Genomic DNA, 18,671 nt, shown 5'->3' with positions numbered 1-18,671 from the left:
CTATCGCGAGCAAGCTTGGCTCCTACAGGGTATGCGTACAGCGCATATCAATTCGTCTCGCCCTGCACCCGGTCCCTGCCCGCCTGCTTCGCCGCATACACCCCCGAGTCCGCCCTTAACAGCAGCGCGTCCGCGCCCTCGCCGACTCGCCAACTGGCAATCCCGAAACTCGCAGTGACGATCCCGACCTCGTCGATCGGCGAACTGCGCAAGCCTTGCCACAGCTCCAGGGCCAGTACATGCGCGTGCTCACCGTTAATGCCCGGGCACAGCACCATGAACTCTTCGCCACCCAATCGACAAAATACATCCGTGCGGCGCAGCCGATTGCCAATGCGCTCGCAGACGATCTGCAACACCCGATCACCCACGGCATGCCCATGCTGGTCATTGATGCGCTTGAAGTGGTCAATGTCGAGCATGATCACCGACAGTTCGCCGCTACCACGCTCGACCCGGGCCATTTCGGTGGTCAGACGCTCCTGGAAATAGCGCCGGTTGTGAATACCGGTGAGGGAGTCGGTGATCGACAGCGCCCGCAGCTCTTCTTCCACCCGCTTCATGTCGGAAATATCCGAGATGTAGCCATGCCAGAGCACGCCGCCGCCGGGCAGCTCTTCCGGCGTCGCCTCGCCGCGTACCCAACGCAAACCGCGCTGTGGCAGCTGCACGCGATACTCCTCGCGCCAAGGGCTGAGGGTGTCCGCCGAAGCGCGAATGGAGGCGCGCACACGGGTGGTGTCCTGGGGATGGATGCGCGTGAAGATCGCTTCGGCATTGAGTAGCAAAACGTCCGGTTCGAGCTCGTAGATTTCACGAATGCCATCGCTGGCATAGATGACGCTGAAGCGTCCGTCGAATTCCATCTTGAATTGATAGATGCCGCCGGGCACATGGGCACTGAGCTTCTTCAATAACAAGTCCCGCGCTGCGAGGGCTTCATGCACGCGTTTGCGTTCGGTGATATCGATGCACACCGCCAGATGGCCGACCCACAGGCCTTGCTCATCAAGCACCGGAGTCGCCAGCATGTTGACGATCAAATGGCTGCCGTCCCCCCGCACCAGCGTCCATTCCCGCGCCTCGTGCCCGGTGCCTTCGCCGCCCTCGACCAACATTGCATGACAGGTCGGGACCGGTTTGCCGAAACGTGCGCTAAGCTCTGCCGAGCGTGCCGCCAGTTCCCGGGGCAAGTGCAGGTTTTCCAGGGTCATGTGCCCAACCACTTCGGCGGCGGTGTAGCCGAGCATCTGTTCGGCTCCGGCGTTAAAGGTGCTGATCACGCCCCGCAAATCCGTGGCGATGATCGCCACCTGGGTCGCCGCGTTCAGCACGCCGCGCAACTGGCCGTGGGTGCCACGCAGTTCCTGCTCCCGAGCGCGCAACTCTTCGGTCCTTTGCTCAACCATCTTCAGCGCTCGCTGCCGCTGGCTGACCAGTACGTATAGCAAGGCACTGAGCAGCATGCTGAGCGAACCACCGAGCACCACCAGCGTGGTCACCGATGAGTGGTTGGCCTTGAGAAACGCTTCGCTGGGCTGGATGTCGACCTGGTAATCATGATCGGCCATTCGCAACAGCCGGGTCGCCGACAACTCGCTGACGGCCGCTGTGTTTGGCGATTCATACAGCACTTCATGCTGATCATCGATGGACAGATCGAGAATACGCACTGACAGATAGTCACGCCCCGCTTCCGGCAAGCCGTCCGCCAGCAATTGGCGCATGCTGATCACGGCCATGACATAACCGAATGGTTTGGTCGTCGTCGGACTGTTGCCCGACATGACCGGAGCGACCAGCAGCACGCCCCGCGCATACGCCGGCTCGATACTCACCAGATGCATCGGTTGCGAGACGGCCATCTGGCCACTCTGGTCCGCTCGCTGCAATGTGGCACGACGCAACGGCTGGGCCAGCAAATCGTAACCGAGCGGCGCACCGAGTTTGCTTTGCGTCTGGCTGAACAGCACCACCACGTACTCGTCCCGCTCGCCAGCCAGTTGCAACTGGCCGTCGGCGTTGAGCTCGCGAAAAGCAAAACTGCTCAAGCCTTCATCACGAACACGGCGTTCGAACGCCGCACGTTCGTCACGGCTCACCCGTTGCGCAAACGAGTACGCCTGGGTCCGGTGCAATAACGGTTGGGTATAGCCATTGAACTCCTCTCGGGAGACCGAATCGGAGTTGGCAAAGAACCGGCGCAGGCCGTCGAGGCGCTGCTCCTGATCTTGGAAGCGTTCTTCGATACGGCTATAACGCTCACTGGCCAGCAGTTGGAAGCGTTGCCGCAATTGCTGGTGAAACAGATTGAGGGTCGACCATGCCAGCAAGCCCGTGAGAATCCCGCCGACAAGCAAAACCAGAAGCGCGACCAGCCAGGCCGAGACATCTTCGCTGATAAAACCCAGGATTTTTGGGCGCACGGCGTGCAACGACATAAACGCAACTCAAAACGCCAGGTGCGGGAAAGCCCTTTGGCCCTGAGTTGAGTTATAGCTATTAGCCACTAATTTGACCAGTACAGAAAGAATCCACAGAGCCTTTTAAAATCAAGGCTCTGTGGATCCAACGCCTTCAGATATCAACGGGCCGTGATTTTCCAGGCGCGGTGAATCTTGGCGTTACGGGAAAAATCCGGATCGATGGTCTGGGCGGTAATCTCTTCGACCGCGTAGCGCTCGCTGAGGTTGGGCTCCAGGTCGAACTTGCGGAAGTTGTTGGAGAAGTACAAGACCCCGCCCGGCGCCAGCCGAGCCATCGCCAGATCGATCAACTGCACCTGATCGCGTTGCACGTCGAAAATCCCTTCCATGCGCTTGGAGTTGGAGAATGTCGGCGGGTCAATGAAGATCAGATCGTATTCGTCACGACTGGCGTCCAGCCAGGCCATCACATCGCCCTGCTCCAGACGGTTCTTGTCGGAAAAACCGTTCAGCGACAGGTTGCGACGCGCCCAGTCAAGATAGGTTTTCGACAGGTCGACGCTGGTGGTGCTGCGTGCACCGCCCTTGGCCGCGTGCACGCTGGCCGTGGCGGTGTAGCAGAACAGATTGAGGAAGCGCTTGCCAGCCGCCTCTTTCTGAATGCGCATGCGCATAGGACGGTGGTCAAGGAACAGGCCGGTATCCAGGTAATCGGTGAGGTTGACCAACAGCTTCACGCCACCTTCGTTGACCTCGACGAACTTGCCCTGAGCCGCCTGGCGTTCATATTGCTTGGTGCCACTCTGACGCTCGCGGCGTTTGACCACCACGCGGCTCTTGTCGATGTTCAAAGCCTGCGGAATGGCGGCCAGGGCATCGAACATCCGCGCCGAGGCTTTTTCCGGATCGATGGATTTCGGCGCGGCGTACTCCTGGACGTGGACCCAATCGTGATACAGGTCGATGGCCATGGAATATTCCGGCATGTCGGCATCGTACACGCGATAGCAGTCGATGCCTTCGCGCTTGACCCACTTGCCCAAGGCCTTGAGGTTTTTTTGCAGGCGGTTGGCAAACATCTGCCCGCCTTCGCTCAGGCGCGGCTGCTCGACCACCGGGGCCGGCGCCGGCACGGGTTTGATCGGGTTGCCGTTTTTGTTGTACTTGCGCTCTTGCGGCTCGCTCGGCGCCTCGTCATAGGCCGCTTGCTCCCGTTCGGCCTGACGCTGTTCCGGGGTACGACGCTCGCCTGTGACGAACTGGTCGGGCAGCACCTTGATCAACAGCAGCTTGCACGGCAAGGCGCCGTTCCAGAACGAATACTGCTTGTGGCTGCGGATGCCCATGCGCTTGCCCAGATCCGGCGCGCCGGTAAAGACGGCGGCTTCCCAGTTCAGACAGGCCTGACGCAGACGCTCGCCGAGGTTCTGGTAAAGGTAGAGCAGGCTCGCCTCGTCGCCCAGTCGCTCGCCGTATGGAGGGTTGCAGATCACCAGGCCTTTCTGGTTTTGATCCGGACGCGGCTCGAAAGTCGCGACTTCGCCCTGATAGATCTTGATCCACTCGCTGAGGCCGGCACGCTCGACGTTGTTGCGGCCCGGCTGAATCAGGCGCGGGTCGGCTTCGTAACCGCGAATCCACAACGGCGGCTTGGCCAGACCGGCAGCGGCGCGTTCGGACGCCTCTTCATGGAGCTTTTTCCACAGCGCCGGTACGTGACCCAGCCAGGCGGTGAATCCCCACTGCTCGCGACGCAGGTTCGGCGCGATGTCAGCAGCGATCATCGCCGCTTCCACCAGAAAGGTACCGACACCGCACATCGGGTCAGCCAGTGCGCCACCTTGCGCTGCGATACGTGGCCAGCCGGAACGGATCAGGATGGCGGCAGCGAGGTTTTCCTTCAGCGGCGCCGCGCCTTGCTGCAGGCGATAGCCGCGCTGGTGCAGGCTGTGGCCGGAGAGGTCGAGGGAAAGGATCGCTTCGCCGCGATCCAGGCGCAGGTGAATGCGCAGGTCCGGGTTGAGTTTGTCGATGGATGGACGGTCGCCCTGCGGGGTGCGCAGTTTGTCGACGATGGCATCCTTGACCTTCAAGGCACCGAAGTGGGTGTTGTCGATGCCCGAGCCGTGACCACTGAATTCGACGGCCAGGGTGCCGTCATTGAGCATGTGGTCTTGCCACTCGATGTCGAGCACGCCGTGGTAGAGGTCCTCGGCGTCTTTCATCGGGAAACGCTTGAGCACCAGCAATACCCGGTTGGCCAGGCGCGACCACAGGCACAGGCGATAAGCGGTTTCCATGGTGGCCATGCCGCGCACGGCAGAGGTGTGCTCACGTGCTTCCTCAAGGCCAAGCCCGACGGCTTCCTCGATGAGCAGGCCTTCAAGGCCTTTTGGGCAAGTGAGGAAGAGTTCGAAACGATCGGACATGAGAATTCGGAGCCTTTGGCTGAGTGGCCCGACAACGCATTGCCGGACCGGTTTTCAATCAGGCGCTTTTCTCGAAGAGCGCCCGCGTGGCACGAAGGTGTGCCGTCCCACCCCTGCTGCCCGGGTTAAATGAGCTTAGATGCAAGGACAGATAAAAAAGTTGATGCAACAAAATGACATAAGTCGACCCTTCGTCGAATAGTGCTTCCCGGCAACGGGAGGCATTCTCACCAAAGGATTAACCTGATCATGCTGTGCGGGGCCGATCATACCGGGGTTTACCTGAAAAATACCCAGCTAACATGCGGTTACTTATGGCCATAGCACATGAACAGTTACGTCCTTATGACAAAACGATCATTCCCTCGATGTGACGCATTGGTTAGAACTCAACTCAGGTTGGCACCGCAATGGCGCCAACACCTTGGCTCGTCACGCCGGCAACGAGCCCCCAACGGCAGAGTTTTTCTGCCAGACCTCAATTGAGGTCGACGCGATAAATACAGTCAACAAGTGAGGGCAACACCCTATGAGAAGACTTAAGCGTGATCCGTTGGAAAGAGCATTTTTGCGCGGATATCAATATGGCGTTGGTGGCAAATCCCGTGAGCTTTGCCCATTTACTCTACCGTCGGTACGTCAAGCCTGGATTAACGGCTGGCGAGAAGGACGCGGCGACAACTGGGACGGTATGACCGGCACTGCGGGAATCCACAGACTCAACGAACTTCACGCCGTCGGCTAATTACAGGGCACAACACTCCGACACGACAATCTGATTTTGTACTGAATTAACCACGCACGTCCCATCCGGACGGCGGGCTGCGGCCCAGGGGCTCCTTTGAAGGGGCCCTTTTTTATGCTTGCTCCAAAGCAAGGAAAACCTGTTTTTGTGGCGAGGGAGCTTGCTCCCGCCCGGTTGCGAAGCAATCGTAAACCCGGTGTTCTCAATCAATTTGACTGCTTCGCAGCGGGAGCAAGCTCCCTCGCCACAAAAGCTCCCTTGAGCCTTCAGCGCAGGGCAGCGATTGCGTCTACGGATTCACGAATCAGCGCCGGGCCTTTATAGATGAAGCCGGAGTAGATCTGCACCAGGCTCGCACCGGCAGTGATCTTCTCTGCCGCATGTTTGCCTTCAGTGATGCCACCGGCAGCAATGATCGGCAGGCGGCCGCCCAACTCCGCCGCCAACACCTTCACGGTGTGGGTGCTCTTGTCGCGAACCGGTGCACCGGACAGGCCGCCCGCCTCGTCACCATGCTCCATGCCCTCGACGCCGACACGGCTCAAGGTGGTATTGGTGGCGATGACCGCGTCCATTCCGGTTTCGATCAACGCTTGCGCAACCTGCGCAGTTTCTTCGTCAGTCATGTCCGGGGCGATCTTGATGGCCAGCGGCACGTGTTTGCCGTGACGCAGCGCCAGTTCAGCGCGACGCGTGGCAAGGTCGGCCAACAGTTGCTTGAGCGAATCGCCGAATTGCAGGCTGCGCAGGCCCGGTGTGTTCGGCGAGCTGACGTTGACCGTCACGTAGCTGGCGTGGGCATAGACCTTGTCCAGGCAAATCAGATAATCGTCAACCGCGCGCTCGACCGGGGTATCGAAGTTCTTGCCGATGTTGATGCCCAGCACGCCCTTGTACTTGGCGGCTGCCACACGGGCCAACAGGTGATCGACGCCAAGGTTGTTGAAGCCCATTCGGTTGATGATGGCCTCGGCTTCCGGCAATCGGAAAATCCGTGGTTTCGGATTACCCGGTTGCGGACGCGGGGTTATGGTGCCTATTTCGACAAAACCGAAACCCAATTGGGCGAAACCGTCAATGGCCGCGCCGTTTTTGTCCAGGCCGGCGGCCAGCCCTACCGGATTCGGAAAATCCAGGCCCATGACGTTGACCGGCATCTTCGCCGGTGCCTTGCACAGCAAGCCGTTAAGGCCCAAACGTCCGCCCGCGCCGATCAGGTCCAGGGACAGATCGTGGGAGGTTTCCGGGGAAAGTTTGAACAACAGCTGACGGGCCAGGGTGTACATGGGCGGATTTGACTCGATTGGCGGCGAAATGAGGCGGCGATTATAGCCGGGGTTGAGGTTGGCGGGCGATCTCTTTGCCGTGAATCCCGGGATGGCATATGCCTTGCACCCATCGAAGCATCAGCACGCAGGCCAACGGCGGAATGCGTGCAAGGACAACGACGTCGTCACGCGGCCTTGCGGGTATCAGGTCTGGGACGACGTTTTTTTTGAAGGTGCGAAATCGATGAACGAACCATCAGCCGGCCCTCTGGCCTGGGTCAATGGCAGCGATGCCCCGGAAAAGACCGAAATCAACCTCGGCTTCATGGCCTTGAGCGACTGCGCCTCGGTGGTTGTCGCCGCGACTCAGGGCTTCGCCCAACCTTACGGCTTGACCCTGAACCTCAAGCGCCAGTCGTCGTGGGCCAACCTGCGGGACAAACTGGTGAGCGGTGAGCTCGATGCCGCCCACAGCCTGTACGGTCTGATCTACGCCGTGCACCTGGGTATAGGCGGCGTGGCAGCGACCGACATGGCCGTGCTCATGGGGCTGAACCAGAACGGCCAGAGCATCAATCTCTCCCATGGCTTGCAGGGCCTTGGCGTGACCGGTCCTGAGGCACTTCACCGGCACGTGCACCAAACTCGCCCAAAATTGACGTTCGCCCAGACCTTTCCCACTGGCACCCATGCCATGTGGCTGTATTACTGGCTCGCCAGCCAGGGCATTCATCCGTTGCTGGAGGTCGACAGTGTGGTGGTACCACCGCCGCAAATGGTCGCGCACCTGCAGGCGGGACGCATCGACGGTTTCTGCGTCGGCGAGCCCTGGTCCGCCAGCGCCGTGCAACAGGACCTCGGTTTTACCCTGGCGACCACCCAGACGATCTGGCCCGATCATCCGGAAAAAGTCCTGGGCTGCACCCGCGCCTTCGTCGAGCAATACCCCAACACCGCCCGGGCACTGGTGATGGCGATCCTGGAAGCCAGTCGTTTTATCGAAGACAGTCTCGAAAACCGACGCAGCACTGCGCAATTGCTCAGCGCGCCACAGTACCTCGACGCCCCACTGGCATGCATCGAACCGCGTCTGCTGGGCGACTACGACGACGGCCTGGGCAATCGTTGGCACGACCCGCACGCCATGCGCTTTCATGGTGACGGTGAAGTGAACTTGCCGTATCTGTCCGATGGCATGTGGTTCATGACCCAGTTCCGTCGCTGGGGGCTGTTGCGCGATGACCCGGATTACCTCGCGGTAGCCCGTCAGGTTCAGCAACTGGACTTGTACCGTGAGGCCGCCAGCGCCGTCGGTGTCGCATCGCTGGGCAAAGAGATGCGTAGCAGCCAGTTGATCGATGGCAAGGTCTGGAACGGTTCGGACCCCGCCGGCTATGCGCGCAGCTTCAAAATGCACGCCATGAGCGACAACTCGCCCCGACTCGCCAACTGCTGACAGGAGACTGCGAACATGTTGCGTATCCTGCTGATCAACGATACCGCGAAAAAAGTCGGACGCCTGAAAACGGCCCTCACCGAAGCCGGCTTCGAGGTCATCGACGAGTCAGGCCTGACCATCGACCTGCCCGAACGCGTCGAAACGGTGCGTCCGGACGTGATTCTGATCGATACCGAGTCACCGAGCCGCGATGTCATGGAACAAGTGGTGCTCGTCAGCCGGGACCAGCCACGCCCCATCGTGATGTTTACCGACGAGCACGACCCCGGCGTGATGCGCCAGGCGATCAAGTCCGGGGTCAGCGCCTACATCGTCGAGGGCATCCATGCCCAACGCTTGCAGCCGATTCTGGATGTGGCCATGGCCCGCTTCGAAAGTGACCAGGCCCTGCGCGCCCAACTGCACGCCCGCGATCAGCAACTGGCCGAGCGCAAGCGCATCGAACTGGCCAAAGGGCTGCTGATGAAAATGAAGGACTGCAACGAGGAAGAGGCCTACACCCTGATGCGCCGCCAGGCCATGAGCCGCCAGCAGAAGCTGATTCAGGTGGCGGAGCAGATTATCGCGATGAGTGAACTGCTCGGCTGACACGATCACCGTGGCGAGGGAGCTTGCTCCCGCTGGGCTGCGTAGCGGCGGCCCCAAAACCTGCAACTTCAGTGAATCAGGCACAACTCGATCACAGGATTCAAGACGGCTTCAACGCCGAGCGGGAGCACGCTCCCTCGCCACAAAAACGAACTGTTGGCACAGATCTCGCTAAGTAAATCCCACAGGTAACCAACGGCGGTTGCCCAATCTACGACAAAGACGTCGCTCACCGTATTTGCCTCCCGGCGAATCAGGTGGCGGCGTTTTTTTGTTTTGGCTCCCGTTCGAGACTCCTATCAGCTGAGGTGCGCGATGAATTCAAGCTTCTGGAAATCCGGCCATACCCCAACCCTGTTCGCGGCGTTCCTCTACTTCGACCTGAGCTTCATGGTCTGGTACCTGCTCGGCCCCCTGGCAGTGCAGATCGCCGGTGACTTGCACCTGACCACTCAACAGCGCGGGCTTGTCGTCGCTACGCCGATTCTGGCCGGTGCCGTACTGCGGTTTGTAATGGGCATGCTGGCTGATCGCCTGTCTCCCAAAACTGCCGGCCTGATCGGGCAAGTCATCGTCATCTGCGCCCTGTTCGGTGCCTGGAAACTCGGCATCCACAGTTACGAGCAAGCGCTGCTGCTGGGACTGTTCCTCGGCATGGCGGGCGCGTCCTTCGCCGTGGCCCTGCCTCTGGCGTCGCAATGGTACCCGCCGCAGCACCAGGGCAAAGCCATGGGCATCGCGGGTGCGGGCAACTCGGGCACCGTCCTTGCCGCGCTGATTGCGCCGGTGCTGGCAGCGGCGTTTGGCTGGAGCAACGTGTTCGGCTTCGCCCTGATCCCGTTGATCCTGACACTGATCGTGTTCGCCTGGCTGGCCAAGAATGCCCCTGAACGGCCCAAAGCCAAGTCAATGGCCGATTACTTCAAGGCCCTGGGCGACCGCGACAGCTGGTGGTTCATGTTCTTCTACAGCGTGACCTTCGGCGGTTTCATCGGCCTGGCCAGCGCACTGCCCGGCTACTTCAACGACCAATACGGCCTGAACCCGGTCACCGCGGGTTACTACACCGCCGCCTGCGTATTCGGTGGCAGTCTGATGCGTCCGCTGGGCGGTGCTCTGGCGGATCGCTTCGGTGGCATCCGCACCTTGCTGGGGATGTACACCGTGGCGGCGATCTGCATTGCTGCCGTCGGCTTCAATTTGCCAAGCTCCTATGCCGCCCTGGCGCTTTTCGTCTGCACCATGCTTGGCCTGGGTGCAGGCAACGGTGCGGTTTTCCAGTTGGTCCCTCAGCGTTTTCGCCGCGAAATCGGGGTTATGACCGGTCTGATCGGCATGGCTGGCGGCATCGGTGGTTTTGCCTTGGCAGCAGGCATGGGCGCAATCAAACAAAGCACCGGCAGTTACCAGCTGGCATTGTGGCTGTTCGCCAGTCTGGCGGTGCTCGCGTGGTTTGGCCTGCACGGCGTAAAACGTCGCTGGAGAACCACCTGGGGTTCGGCAGCCGTGACCGCTGCGCGGGTTTGAGGTCTTAAATGAGCCTGCAATTGAGCTTCGCTGAAGCCAGCGCCACCGGCCCTCGCGAAGAAAATCAGGACGCCTTGCGTCTGGTCACGCCCGCCCCGGCACTGGCGGCGAGCAAGGGCTACCTGTTCGCCATCGCCGACGGCGTCAGCCAGTGCGCCGATGGTGGCCTGGCCGCCCGATCGACATTGCAGGCGCTGGCGCTGGACTACTACGCCACCCCGGAAACCTGGGGCGTCGCACAAGCCCTTGATCGCCTGCTGCTGGCGCAAAACCGCTGGCTGCAGGCCAACGGTGGCGGACAACCGCTATTGACCACTGTGAGCGCCCTGGTGCTGCGTGGCAGGCGATTTACCCTGGCTCACGTCGGTGATTGCCGGGTGTATCGCTGGCACGCCGATCAATTGCAGCGTATCAGCGAGGATCACGTCTGGGATCAGCCGGGCATGCAGCATGTGCTCAAGCGGGCACTTGGACTGGATCAACACCTGGTGCTGGATTTCCTCGACGGTGAATTGCGCCTTGATGAGAGCTTCGTGCTGCTCAGCGACGGGATCTGGGCGGTCCTGGGCGACACCGCCATTGCTGCGATCCTGCGTGATCAGCCGAACCTCGATAGCGCTGCGCAGACGCTGGTTCATGCAGCGCATCTGGCCGGCAGCCAAGACAACGCCAGTGCCCTGCTGGTGCGGGTCGATGGCCTCGGTGAAAGCAGTATCGGTGATGCCTTGATTCACCTGCAGCAATGGCCCCTGCCGCCACCGCTGAAGCCTGGACAGCAGTTCGAAGGCTGGCAAGTGGAAGGGATACTGGGCCAGAGCCAGCAGTCGTTGCTTTATCGCGTGCGTGACAGCCAGCAACAACCGTGGCTGTTGAAAACCTTGCCCGGCCATCTGCACGACGATCACCAGGCCGGGCAAGCCTTGCTGTCGGAGGAATGGTTTCTCAAACGCGTGGCCGGTCGGCATTTTCCTGAGGTGCATGCCGCCAGCCAGCGTCAGCATTTGTACTACGTTATGCGCGAATACTCCGGGACGACCCTGGCGCAACTGCATTCGCAGACCGGACCACTGCCGCTGGCTCAGTGGCAGGACCTGGCTGAACGCCTGCTCAAAGCGCTCGGAATGTTGCACCGACGGCAGATTTTCCACCGCGATATCAAACCGGAAAACCTGCTGCTCAGTGACGACGGCGAACTGCGCTTGCTGGACTTCGGCCTCGCCTTCTGTCCCGGCCTGTCTGAAGACCAGCCCGCTGCTCTTCCCGGAACGCCCAGTTTCATTGCGCCGGAAGCATTTCGCGGCGAACCGCCGACACCGCAACAGGACCTGTATGCGGTCGGCGTGACGTTGTTTTATCTGCTGACCGGGCATTTTCCCTATGGCGAAATCGAAGCGTTCCAACGACCACGGTTCGGCAGGCCAGTCAGCGCCAGCCGCTATCGCCCCGATCTGCCGGAATGGATGACACAAAGCCTGGAACGCGCGGTTGCCGCCGATCCTGGTCAACGTTTTGAAACGGCGGAGGAATGGCTGCTGCTGATCGAACAAGGCGAGCGGCACAGCTTGAATGTGCGCCCTCGCCCGCTGCTGGAACGCGAACCGCTGAAGGTGTGGCGGTCGTTGGCGCTGATGTCGCTGCTGGCGAACCTGGTGCTGTTGTTTGCGGTATTTCATGGCTGATTTCAACTGAGGAACACACGATGAGCGCAAAAGTCTGGCTGGTGGGCGCGGGCCCGGGTGATCCGGAACTGTTGACTCTCAAGGCTGCAAGGGCACTGAGGGAAGCGGATGTGGTGCTGATCGATGACCTGGTGAATGCCGCGGTCCTCGAACATTGCCAGCAGGCGCGAATCATTCCCGTGGGTAAACGCGGCGGATGCCGGTCCACGCCGCAAGCGTTCATTCATCGCTTGATGCTGCGTTACGCGCGTCAGGGTAAATGCGTGGTGCGACTCAAGGGGGGTGATCCGTGCATTTTCGGACGCGGCGGTGAAGAAGCGCAGTGGCTGCGTGAGCGCGGGGTTGAGGTGGAACTGGTCAACGGCATCACGGCCGGGCTCGCTGGCGCCACGCAATGCGATATCCCGTTGACGCTACGCGGTGTAGCGCGCGGGGTGACACTGGTCACCGCGCACACGCAAGACGGCAGCAGCCTGAACTGGCAGGCACTGGCCCAGGGCGGTACGACGCTGGTGATTTACATGGGTGTGGCCAAGCTCAGTGAAATTCGCCAGCAACTGCTGGCCGGAGGCATGGCGGTAAACACGCCAGTGGCAATGATTGAAAACGCCTCGTTGCCCCATCAGCGCGAATGCCGCAGTGATCTGGCAGCAATGGAGGAAGATGCCCGTCGTTTCGAACTGAAGAGCCCGGCGATCCTGGTGATCGGCAGCGTGGCGGCCCGTGCCGTGCAAGACTGCGATTTCCCCGCGATCACAGCCGATGGACTGGCCTGAATCCCCCGACTTACTCCGCTCCGACCAAATCGCAGACAAAGAAAAGCCCGGCCTGAGCCGGGCTTTTCTCGCAGCTGCGGGCTAATTACTTAGCTTGAGCTTCAACCTGCGCTTCTACGCGACGGTTTACAGCGCGACCATCTTCAGTCTTGTTGTCAGCAACTGGGCGGGATTCGCCGTAGCCAACAGACTGAACGCGGGACGATTCAACACCGTACTGGTTGGTCAGAACTTGCTTAACGGCGTTTGCACGACGCTCGGACAGTTTCTGGTTGTAAGCGTCAGGACCGACGGAGTCAGTGTGACCTTCAACAGTAGTGGTGGTGGATGGGTACTGCTTCATGAAGTCAGCCAGGTTCTTGATGTCGCCGTAGCTGTTTGGCTTGACTACCGACTTGTCGAAGTCGAATTTCACGTCCAGCTCAACACGTACAACTTCAGCAACTGCTGGGCAGCCATCAGCGTCAACAGTTACGTTGGCTGGGGTGTCAGGGCACTTGTCAACGTTGTCGCAAACGCCATCGTTGTCGCTGTCGGAGCAAACTTCAGCTGGTGCTGGAACTGGAGCAGCAGCAGGCTTGGAGCCGCCACCGAAGTTCACACCGATACCGACGCTAGGAGCCCACTCGGTGTTGCCCTGGTCGATGTTGTACTGAGCTTCAACGCCGGCACGGGCGTAGAAGTTGTCGGTGAAGTACAGCTTGGCGCCGCCACCAACGTTGGCGAAGGTGGAACGGTCACGACCGTTCGAACCGTTCTGGTCGATGCTCTGGTCGGAGAAACCGGCCGAGACGTAAGGACGCAGCATGTCGCCTGGGTTGTTGAAGTGGTACAGAGCGTCCAGAGCGGTGTTGGCGCCCTTCACGTTCTTGCCGTCGTCGGCACGTACGTTATGCACTTCGTCGTAGGCCAGACGCAGTTCAACGTCGTCGGTCAGGAAGTAACCAACCGAACCACCGAACAGGTTGCCGTCGTTTTTGAAGTTGCGAGTGCTGTCAAAGTACTCTTTCTTTGCGAAGCCTTCGATTTCAACTGCGCCTTGGCCCTGTGCCAGAGCGCCGAACGAAGTGGCGGCAATAAGAGAACCAATGGCCAAGCCCAAGGTGTTTTTCAGTTTCATCCGTTAAATCCCCATCTGGTGATTGTGAAGCAGTCCCGCAAACCGGGGGACAACTCGGCGGCAAGTCTATCAGAACTTGCCTACACGTAAGAGATATTTGCGCCGAACTAAGTTTCAGCAATGCCTGCAAATTTCTCACGCAATTTATCTAGAGCGCGTTTGTACCGCATTTTTGTTGCACTCAAGCCCATATGCATGATGTCTGCGATCTCCTGAAACTCCAGCTCTGCGACAAATCGTAGCACCAGAATTTCACGGTCAATCGGATTCACATACACCAGCCAGCGATCAAGTCCACCCTTCTCCTCGGGTTTCGGCGCCTTTTCTTCAGACGCTTCTTCGAGGGGGTCCAGACTCAATGCGTCCATCAAGCGACGCTTTCGCCGTTCCTTCCGATACTGCGTAATGCACTCGTTGTACGTGATGCTATACAGCCATGTCTTGAACTTGGATTTGCCTTCGAAGTTCTTCAGGCCGTACAGCACCTTCAACATGACTTCCTGACAGACATCGTCTGCGTCGCGATCGTTCCCGAGATATCGTGCACAGACGTTAAATAATGTTCGTTGGTAACGCCGCATCAATTCTTCATAGGCGCGCGTTACGTGAAACAGCTCGGAATGCGAGCGCGCGACCAACTCCTCATCAGAGAGCTCGCGGGGGTCGTAGCGCATGGATAGCGATTGGGCTTTATTCAAAACAAGTCGGGCCGACAGTCAGGTCAATGTCCGCCGCAGCCAGCATCAGGCGGCATTTTGCGGCGGCATACATTAGCAGGGTTTGCCGGGTTAGCGGCTACTCACATGCTGCTCAAGCAGGATCCGATTGGAGAGAGAGACTAGCTCACCCTCATCGGTCAGCAATGTGGTTTTAACCGTGCCGATCTCTTCGATCTGCCCTTCGACCTCTCCAACTCGCACTTGTTGCCCAACCTCATACAACTCACGCACATAGATTCCCGCAAGAATCTGACCCGCAATTTCCCGACTTCCCAAACCCATGGCCAGCGCAACTGCCAGACCAACGGTAATCAAAACGATCACGATCACGTGATTGAGCAGGTCAGTCTTGACCTCCAACTGACTGATCGCCACCGAGATGCTGATGATGATCACCAGGCCCTGGGCAATTCGCCCCAACCCGGAAGCGTAGTCCAGTCCTACGCCTTCTGCCGCTCCACGCACCAGCCCATTGGCCAGTTGCGCCAGTAATACACCCACCAGCAACACCAGCGCGGCGCCGAATACCTTAGGCAAATACAGCGCTAGCATATCCAGCGTAGCTGAAACTCTCTCAAGTCCAAGGGATTCTGCGGCAGAAACCAGAAAAATCAGCAGAACGAACCAATAGACGATTTTTCCGATCAATGTGGAGATCGGTACTTGCAGCCCGGCGCGGGACAGCAACTTGGTCAGACCGGTGCCGCCCATCAGGCGATCCAGGCCGAGCTTGGCGAGCAACTTCGAAAGCAGCGTGTCGAGCAACTTGGCCACGACAAAGCCCAACAGCAGCACAACCAGTGCGCCGAACAGGTTCGGAATGAAGTTGGCAATCTTGGTCCATAACGCAGTCATTGCAGTGACGAGGCTCTGTGTCCAGAGATCAAGTTCCATATTCAATCAGCCTTATCAGCAGTGCGAGCGGTAGGTTTACGAAGACGGGACACCGGCGCGATGTGGGCCGATCCGTTATTCAGGGCGATCATCAGCGCGGGCAACCAACGGCCCAGTAGGCTGAACAGATCACCGGCGCCGACCTGGCGGTTGGCGGTTTTCAGTACGCGCCCCAGGCATGCATCGTCGTCCCGGGTCGACGGCGAGGCCTTGAGCATGTCACGCAAAGACTGTTCAAACGGATCGTGCATACGCACCTCTCGTGATGTCTGTGAAAGACGCGGTGAAATTTGCTCGGGTCACATGGCTCTCCGTCAGACCCAGCGCAAACGTCGGTATAACCACCACTGCCCCAACGCCACCGAAACCACCAACAGGCACGCGATCAGGAAACCATACGGGCTCGCGGAAAATGGAATGCCGCCGACGTTGATGCCCAAAAGCCCGGTCAAAAAACTCATCGGCAAAAAGATCCCGGTGATGACGCCGAAGCGATACATCGTGCGATTCATGCGCACGCTCAATCGCCGGTCTTCGGCCTCCAACACAAGCCCCACGCGCTCTCGGGTCAATTCGAGCTCTTCAAGATAGCGGGTCAGGCTGTTGTTCAATTCGTTCCAGTAATCGCCATCATCCTCGACAAACCAGGGCAACTTGAGCCGTGTCAGCTGAGCAAAAATATCCCTCTGCGGAGCGAGAAAGCGCTTCAACGCAGCGGCCCGGCGACGGATCTGCAAGATCGCTCCGTGCTCCGGTGTATACCGTTCGTCGGTATCGAGCTTTTCTTCTTCCTCATCGACCACTTCCGAGAGGCAACTGACCAGATCCTGCACCTTGTTGGTCAGGTACTGCGCCATGTAGAGAATCAGCTCGGAGGCGGTTTTCGGTCCCTTGCCCAGCTCCAGTTGCACCAGCAGCTCTTCGGTGGCGCGCAGCGGCCGCAAACGCAAGGAAATGACCCGCTTCGCAGAACCGAAGATCCGTACCGAGACCATGTCTTCAGGCTCAGCCCCCGGATTGAGGTTGACTCCACGCAAAAATAGCAGCAGTTCGCTGTCGGAAAGCTGTAAAAGGCGCGGACGAGTATTCTCTTCCAGCAGCAGATCACAGCTGAATTCGCTCAAACCGCTGGATTTGCGCAACCAGGTCTGGGTTTGCGGGTGACTGCGATCCCAATGCAGCCACAGGCTTTCATGAGCCTGCAGCTGCAATTCATCGAGTTCAGTCCGGGCTATCGAACGCGCGCCGCCTTTACCGTCCAGCACCAGGGCGTGGACCAGCCCCCATTGCGCGTTTTCTTCCTCGAACATCCGCACTCCTTCAGTCAATCGGGGATTTTACTCAGGCATTTTCAGCGGGCTGGGCGAGATGATCACGCCGTTGTTATCCGCATAGATGTAGTGGCCGGGATGGAAGGTCACGCCAGCGAAAGTCACGGCCACGTTGAGGTCGCCGAGACCGCGCTTGTCGGTCTTCATCGGGTGGCTGGCCAGGGCCTGCACCCCCAGATCGGTTTGGGCGATGACGTCGACGTCACGAATGCAACCGTAGATCACCAGGCCTTCCCAGCCATTTTTGGCGGCTTTCTCGGCGATCATGTCGCCCAGTAACGCGCGACGCAGGGAACCGCCTCCATCGACCACCAGCACCTTGCCGTTGCCCTTGAGTTCGGCTTGCTCCTTGACCAGAGAGTTGTCTTCGAAGCACTTGATGGTCACGATTTCGCCGCCGAAGGAATCGCGGCCGCCGAAATTGCTGAACATCGGTTCCAGCACCTGCACCAGCTCCGGGTAGGCGTCGCACAGGTCAGGCGTGAGGTAATGGTTCATCGAGAAACTCCTGTAATAAGGGAGACAGCACGAACATCACTGATGAATCAGTCATCGAAAATGACCAGAACAGCTCAATCCGTCATATCTTAGCCGCAAGCCGATCAGAGCGAAATGCCCTTGATAGAGCGTCCAGCTTAGATTGCCGTGGCCAGAACCGCTTTTTCACCGAGCAGCGGCGTTTGCTGATCCGCCAGCCAGCGAGCCACCAATGGCCAGACTTCAACCTGTGCAGCTTTGCTGACCAGCATTTCGACGTGACCGAAATTGTCGCCGAAGCCCTGCTCGCGCCCCAGATTGATGAATTGCTTGTGTTCGCAACCCACTTGGTCGAACAGCTTGCGGCATGCCCAGGCCGGATCCTGATGATCCCCCTCCGCGCTTACCACAAGCACCGGCAGCTTCACCTCGGCGAGCCCGGCCCACCAGTCCTTGTCGGCGTCGCCGAAGCGCCCGAACAAGCCATGCCAGCGCATGCTTTCCAGGGCCAGGCCAATTGGCTCGTCCTCCGGGCCGCGCTTGAGTCGTGAACCGGACAACTGAGCAAAGCGCTTGAGAATGAAGCGCCCGCCCCACTCCACGGGTGGAATCTTCAGCGGCCAGTAGGTACGGCTGACCTGGGTGCCAAAAAACGCAGCGGAGGCCACCACCGGCTCGCCGATGTATTCACCGCCCAACGCCGCCGCCAGGGTAATGCCCCCCAGCGAATGGCCGATCCAGTGCGGAACCTGACCGCTTTGCTCACGCACGAACGCGCCAATCGCGGGCAGATCGTAACGCGCATAGTCAGCGACGCGATTCTTGCGATAGTCCTGGTTGCGCCGGGACAGGCCGTGACCGCGCATTTCCGCGATCCACACATCGAAGCCCAGGCGCGCCAAATGAGCACCCAGCCCCAGGCCTTTGGGGGAGAACCAGAAGCGTCGATTGGAAAAACTGCCATGCAACAGGATGACCGGCACGCCGCGTACGGCAGGCTCATCGGCCATGCCCAAACGGGTGACAGCCAGCTCGACACTCGGGTCCGGGCTGTTGGCCGGCTTCAAGCGATACACGTCTTCGCTCAGATCGCCACGCCGTTCGGCGCTGATCAGGGCGACAGGAAATAGGTTGCTGCTGCTTTGCATAATCTCTTGCACAAAAAAGGGCGGCATCCATATGGAGCCCGCCCTACTTGAATCTCAAAAAGACCGACCCTTGCAGGGGCACAGC

At 59.6% G+C, this 18,671-nt stretch carries 16 protein-coding genes; 6 read left to right on the top strand and 10 right to left on the bottom strand.

Translation table 11 applies throughout. The features are described from left to right. Positions 1 to 47: 47 nt before the first annotated feature. Entirely contained in the window at positions 48 to 2,441 is a 2,394-nt protein-coding gene (locus D8U73_RS26090) for a GGDEF domain-containing protein (RefSeq protein WP_130906147.1), read from the bottom strand. A 143-nt stretch (positions 2,442 to 2,584) separates the two neighbouring features. Next, positions 2,585 to 4,855: a bifunctional 23S rRNA (guanine(2069)-N(7))-methyltransferase RlmK/23S rRNA (guanine(2445)-N(2))-methyltransferase RlmL gene (gene rlmKL, locus D8U73_RS26085; protein ID WP_130906146.1), complete on the bottom strand. Its 2,271-nt coding sequence runs from the start codon at positions 4,853 to 4,855 to the stop codon at positions 2,585 to 2,587. A 529-nt stretch (positions 4,856 to 5,384) separates the two neighbouring features. Between rlmKL and D8U73_RS26080 the strand changes: the two genes are divergently transcribed. Continuing rightward, a complete protein-coding gene (locus tag D8U73_RS26080) occupies positions 5,385 to 5,600 on the top strand; it encodes a ribosome modulation factor (protein ID WP_003223300.1) in 216 nt (71 codons plus the stop codon). Between the two features lie 266 nt (positions 5,601 to 5,866). Here D8U73_RS26080 and D8U73_RS26075 read toward each other — a convergent pair whose 3' ends face one another. Beyond that, complete coding sequence (locus tag D8U73_RS26075) at positions 5,867 to 6,886, bottom strand: quinone-dependent dihydroorotate dehydrogenase (protein WP_056856969.1); 1,020 nt, start codon at positions 6,884 to 6,886, stop codon at positions 5,867 to 5,869. Between the two features lie 226 nt (positions 6,887 to 7,112). Here D8U73_RS26075 and D8U73_RS26070 point away from each other — a divergent pair, with 226 nt between their 5' ends. The 5 genes from D8U73_RS26070 (at position 7,113) to cobA (ending at position 12,897) form a co-directional block, all read left to right on the top strand. Further along, positions 7,113 to 8,324 (top strand): CmpA/NrtA family ABC transporter substrate-binding protein, encoded by a 1,212-nt coding sequence (locus tag D8U73_RS26070; protein WP_130906145.1) that lies wholly within the window; start codon positions 7,113 to 7,115, stop codon positions 8,322 to 8,324. 15 nt (positions 8,325 to 8,339) lie between these two features. After that, on the top strand, positions 8,340 to 8,915 hold the full coding sequence (locus tag D8U73_RS26065) for an ANTAR domain-containing protein (RefSeq protein ID WP_130906144.1): 576 nt from the start codon (positions 8,340 to 8,342) through the stop codon (positions 8,913 to 8,915). A gap of 315 nt (positions 8,916 to 9,230) precedes the next feature. Beyond that, positions 9,231 to 10,442 (top strand): nitrate/nitrite transporter, encoded by a 1,212-nt coding sequence (locus tag D8U73_RS26060; protein WP_056856967.1) that lies wholly within the window; start codon positions 9,231 to 9,233, stop codon positions 10,440 to 10,442. A gap of 8 nt (positions 10,443 to 10,450) precedes the next feature. Next, on the top strand, positions 10,451 to 12,121 hold the full coding sequence (locus D8U73_RS26055; RefSeq protein ID WP_130906143.1) for a bifunctional protein-serine/threonine kinase/phosphatase: 1,671 nt from the start codon (positions 10,451 to 10,453) through the stop codon (positions 12,119 to 12,121). Between the two features lie 20 nt (positions 12,122 to 12,141). Then, positions 12,142 to 12,897: a uroporphyrinogen-III C-methyltransferase gene (gene cobA / locus D8U73_RS26050; protein WP_130906142.1), complete on the top strand. Its 756-nt coding sequence runs from the start codon at positions 12,142 to 12,144 to the stop codon at positions 12,895 to 12,897. An 85-nt stretch (positions 12,898 to 12,982) separates the two neighbouring features. Here the strand turns inward: cobA and D8U73_RS26045 are convergent, their stop codons facing one another. From D8U73_RS26045 to D8U73_RS26015, 7 genes are all read right to left on the bottom strand, one after another. Next, on the bottom strand, positions 12,983 to 14,017 hold the full coding sequence (locus D8U73_RS26045; RefSeq protein ID WP_056856964.1) for an OmpA family protein: 1,035 nt from the start codon (positions 14,015 to 14,017) through the stop codon (positions 12,983 to 12,985). A gap of 107 nt (positions 14,018 to 14,124) precedes the next feature. Beyond that, on the bottom strand, positions 14,125 to 14,715 hold the full coding sequence (gene sigX / locus D8U73_RS26040) for an RNA polymerase sigma factor SigX (RefSeq protein WP_082557687.1): 591 nt from the start codon (positions 14,713 to 14,715) through the stop codon (positions 14,125 to 14,127). Between the two features lie 90 nt (positions 14,716 to 14,805). Then, positions 14,806 to 15,630 (bottom strand): mechanosensitive ion channel domain-containing protein, encoded by an 825-nt coding sequence (locus tag D8U73_RS26035; protein WP_028621382.1) that lies wholly within the window; start codon positions 15,628 to 15,630, stop codon positions 14,806 to 14,808. Between the two features lie 2 nt (positions 15,631 to 15,632). Then, positions 15,633 to 15,881, bottom strand: coding sequence for a hypothetical protein (locus tag D8U73_RS26030; protein WP_056856962.1), 249 nt, complete (start codon positions 15,879 to 15,881; stop codon positions 15,633 to 15,635). Positions 15,882 to 15,944: 63 nt separating this feature from the next. Further along, on the bottom strand, positions 15,945 to 16,940 hold the full coding sequence (locus D8U73_RS26025; RefSeq protein ID WP_056856961.1) for a zinc transporter ZntB: 996 nt from the start codon (positions 16,938 to 16,940) through the stop codon (positions 15,945 to 15,947). 27 nt (positions 16,941 to 16,967) lie between these two features. Beyond that, positions 16,968 to 17,459, bottom strand: a complete 492-nt coding sequence (rraA, locus tag D8U73_RS26020; protein WP_046816185.1) for a ribonuclease E activity regulator RraA — start codon at positions 17,457 to 17,459, stop codon at positions 16,968 to 16,970. Between the two features lie 137 nt (positions 17,460 to 17,596). Next, on the bottom strand, positions 17,597 to 18,586 hold the full coding sequence (locus D8U73_RS26015) for an alpha/beta fold hydrolase (RefSeq protein ID WP_130906141.1): 990 nt from the start codon (positions 18,584 to 18,586) through the stop codon (positions 17,597 to 17,599). Between the last annotated feature and the right edge of the window lie 85 nt (positions 18,587 to 18,671).

The sequence above is a fragment of the Pseudomonas sp. Sample_22 genome, from assembly GCF_004307635.1.
In the GTDB taxonomy this organism is placed as follows: domain Bacteria; phylum Pseudomonadota; class Gammaproteobacteria; order Pseudomonadales; family Pseudomonadaceae; genus Aquipseudomonas.
This window is presented reverse-complemented; position numbering and strand designations above follow the sequence as displayed.

Excerpts from the sequence above, each read along its gene's own strand:
- D8U73_RS26090 (WP_130906147.1), bottom strand. The coding sequence starts at position 2,441 with ATGTCGTTGCACGCCGTGCGCCCAAAAATCCTGGGTTTTATCAGCGAA.
- rlmKL (WP_130906146.1), bottom strand. The coding sequence starts at position 4,855 with ATGTCCGATCGTTTCGAACTCTTCCTCACTTGCCCAAAAGGCCTTGAA.
- D8U73_RS26080 (WP_003223300.1), top strand. The coding sequence starts at position 5,385 with ATGAGAAGACTTAAGCGTGATCCGTTGGAAAGAGCATTTTTGCGCGGA.
- D8U73_RS26075 (WP_056856969.1), bottom strand. The coding sequence starts at position 6,886 with ATGTACACCCTGGCCCGTCAGCTGTTGTTCAAACTTTCCCCGGAAACC.
- D8U73_RS26070 (WP_130906145.1), top strand. The coding sequence starts at position 7,113 with ATGAACGAACCATCAGCCGGCCCTCTGGCCTGGGTCAATGGCAGCGAT.
- D8U73_RS26065 (WP_130906144.1), top strand. The coding sequence starts at position 8,340 with ATGTTGCGTATCCTGCTGATCAACGATACCGCGAAAAAAGTCGGACGC.
- D8U73_RS26060 (WP_056856967.1), top strand. The coding sequence starts at position 9,231 with ATGAATTCAAGCTTCTGGAAATCCGGCCATACCCCAACCCTGTTCGCG.
- D8U73_RS26055 (WP_130906143.1), top strand. The coding sequence starts at position 10,451 with ATGAGCCTGCAATTGAGCTTCGCTGAAGCCAGCGCCACCGGCCCTCGC.
- cobA (WP_130906142.1), top strand. The coding sequence starts at position 12,142 with ATGAGCGCAAAAGTCTGGCTGGTGGGCGCGGGCCCGGGTGATCCGGAA.
- D8U73_RS26045 (WP_056856964.1), bottom strand. The coding sequence starts at position 14,017 with ATGAAACTGAAAAACACCTTGGGCTTGGCCATTGGTTCTCTTATTGCC.
- D8U73_RS26035 (WP_028621382.1), bottom strand. The coding sequence starts at position 15,630 with ATGGAACTTGATCTCTGGACACAGAGCCTCGTCACTGCAATGACTGCG.
- D8U73_RS26030 (WP_056856962.1), bottom strand. The coding sequence starts at position 15,881 with ATGCACGATCCGTTTGAACAGTCTTTGCGTGACATGCTCAAGGCCTCG.
- D8U73_RS26025 (WP_056856961.1), bottom strand. The coding sequence starts at position 16,940 with ATGTTCGAGGAAGAAAACGCGCAATGGGGGCTGGTCCACGCCCTGGTG.
- rraA (WP_046816185.1), bottom strand. The coding sequence starts at position 17,459 with ATGAACCATTACCTCACGCCTGACCTGTGCGACGCCTACCCGGAGCTG.
- D8U73_RS26015 (WP_130906141.1), bottom strand. The coding sequence starts at position 18,586 with ATGCAAAGCAGCAGCAACCTATTTCCTGTCGCCCTGATCAGCGCCGAA.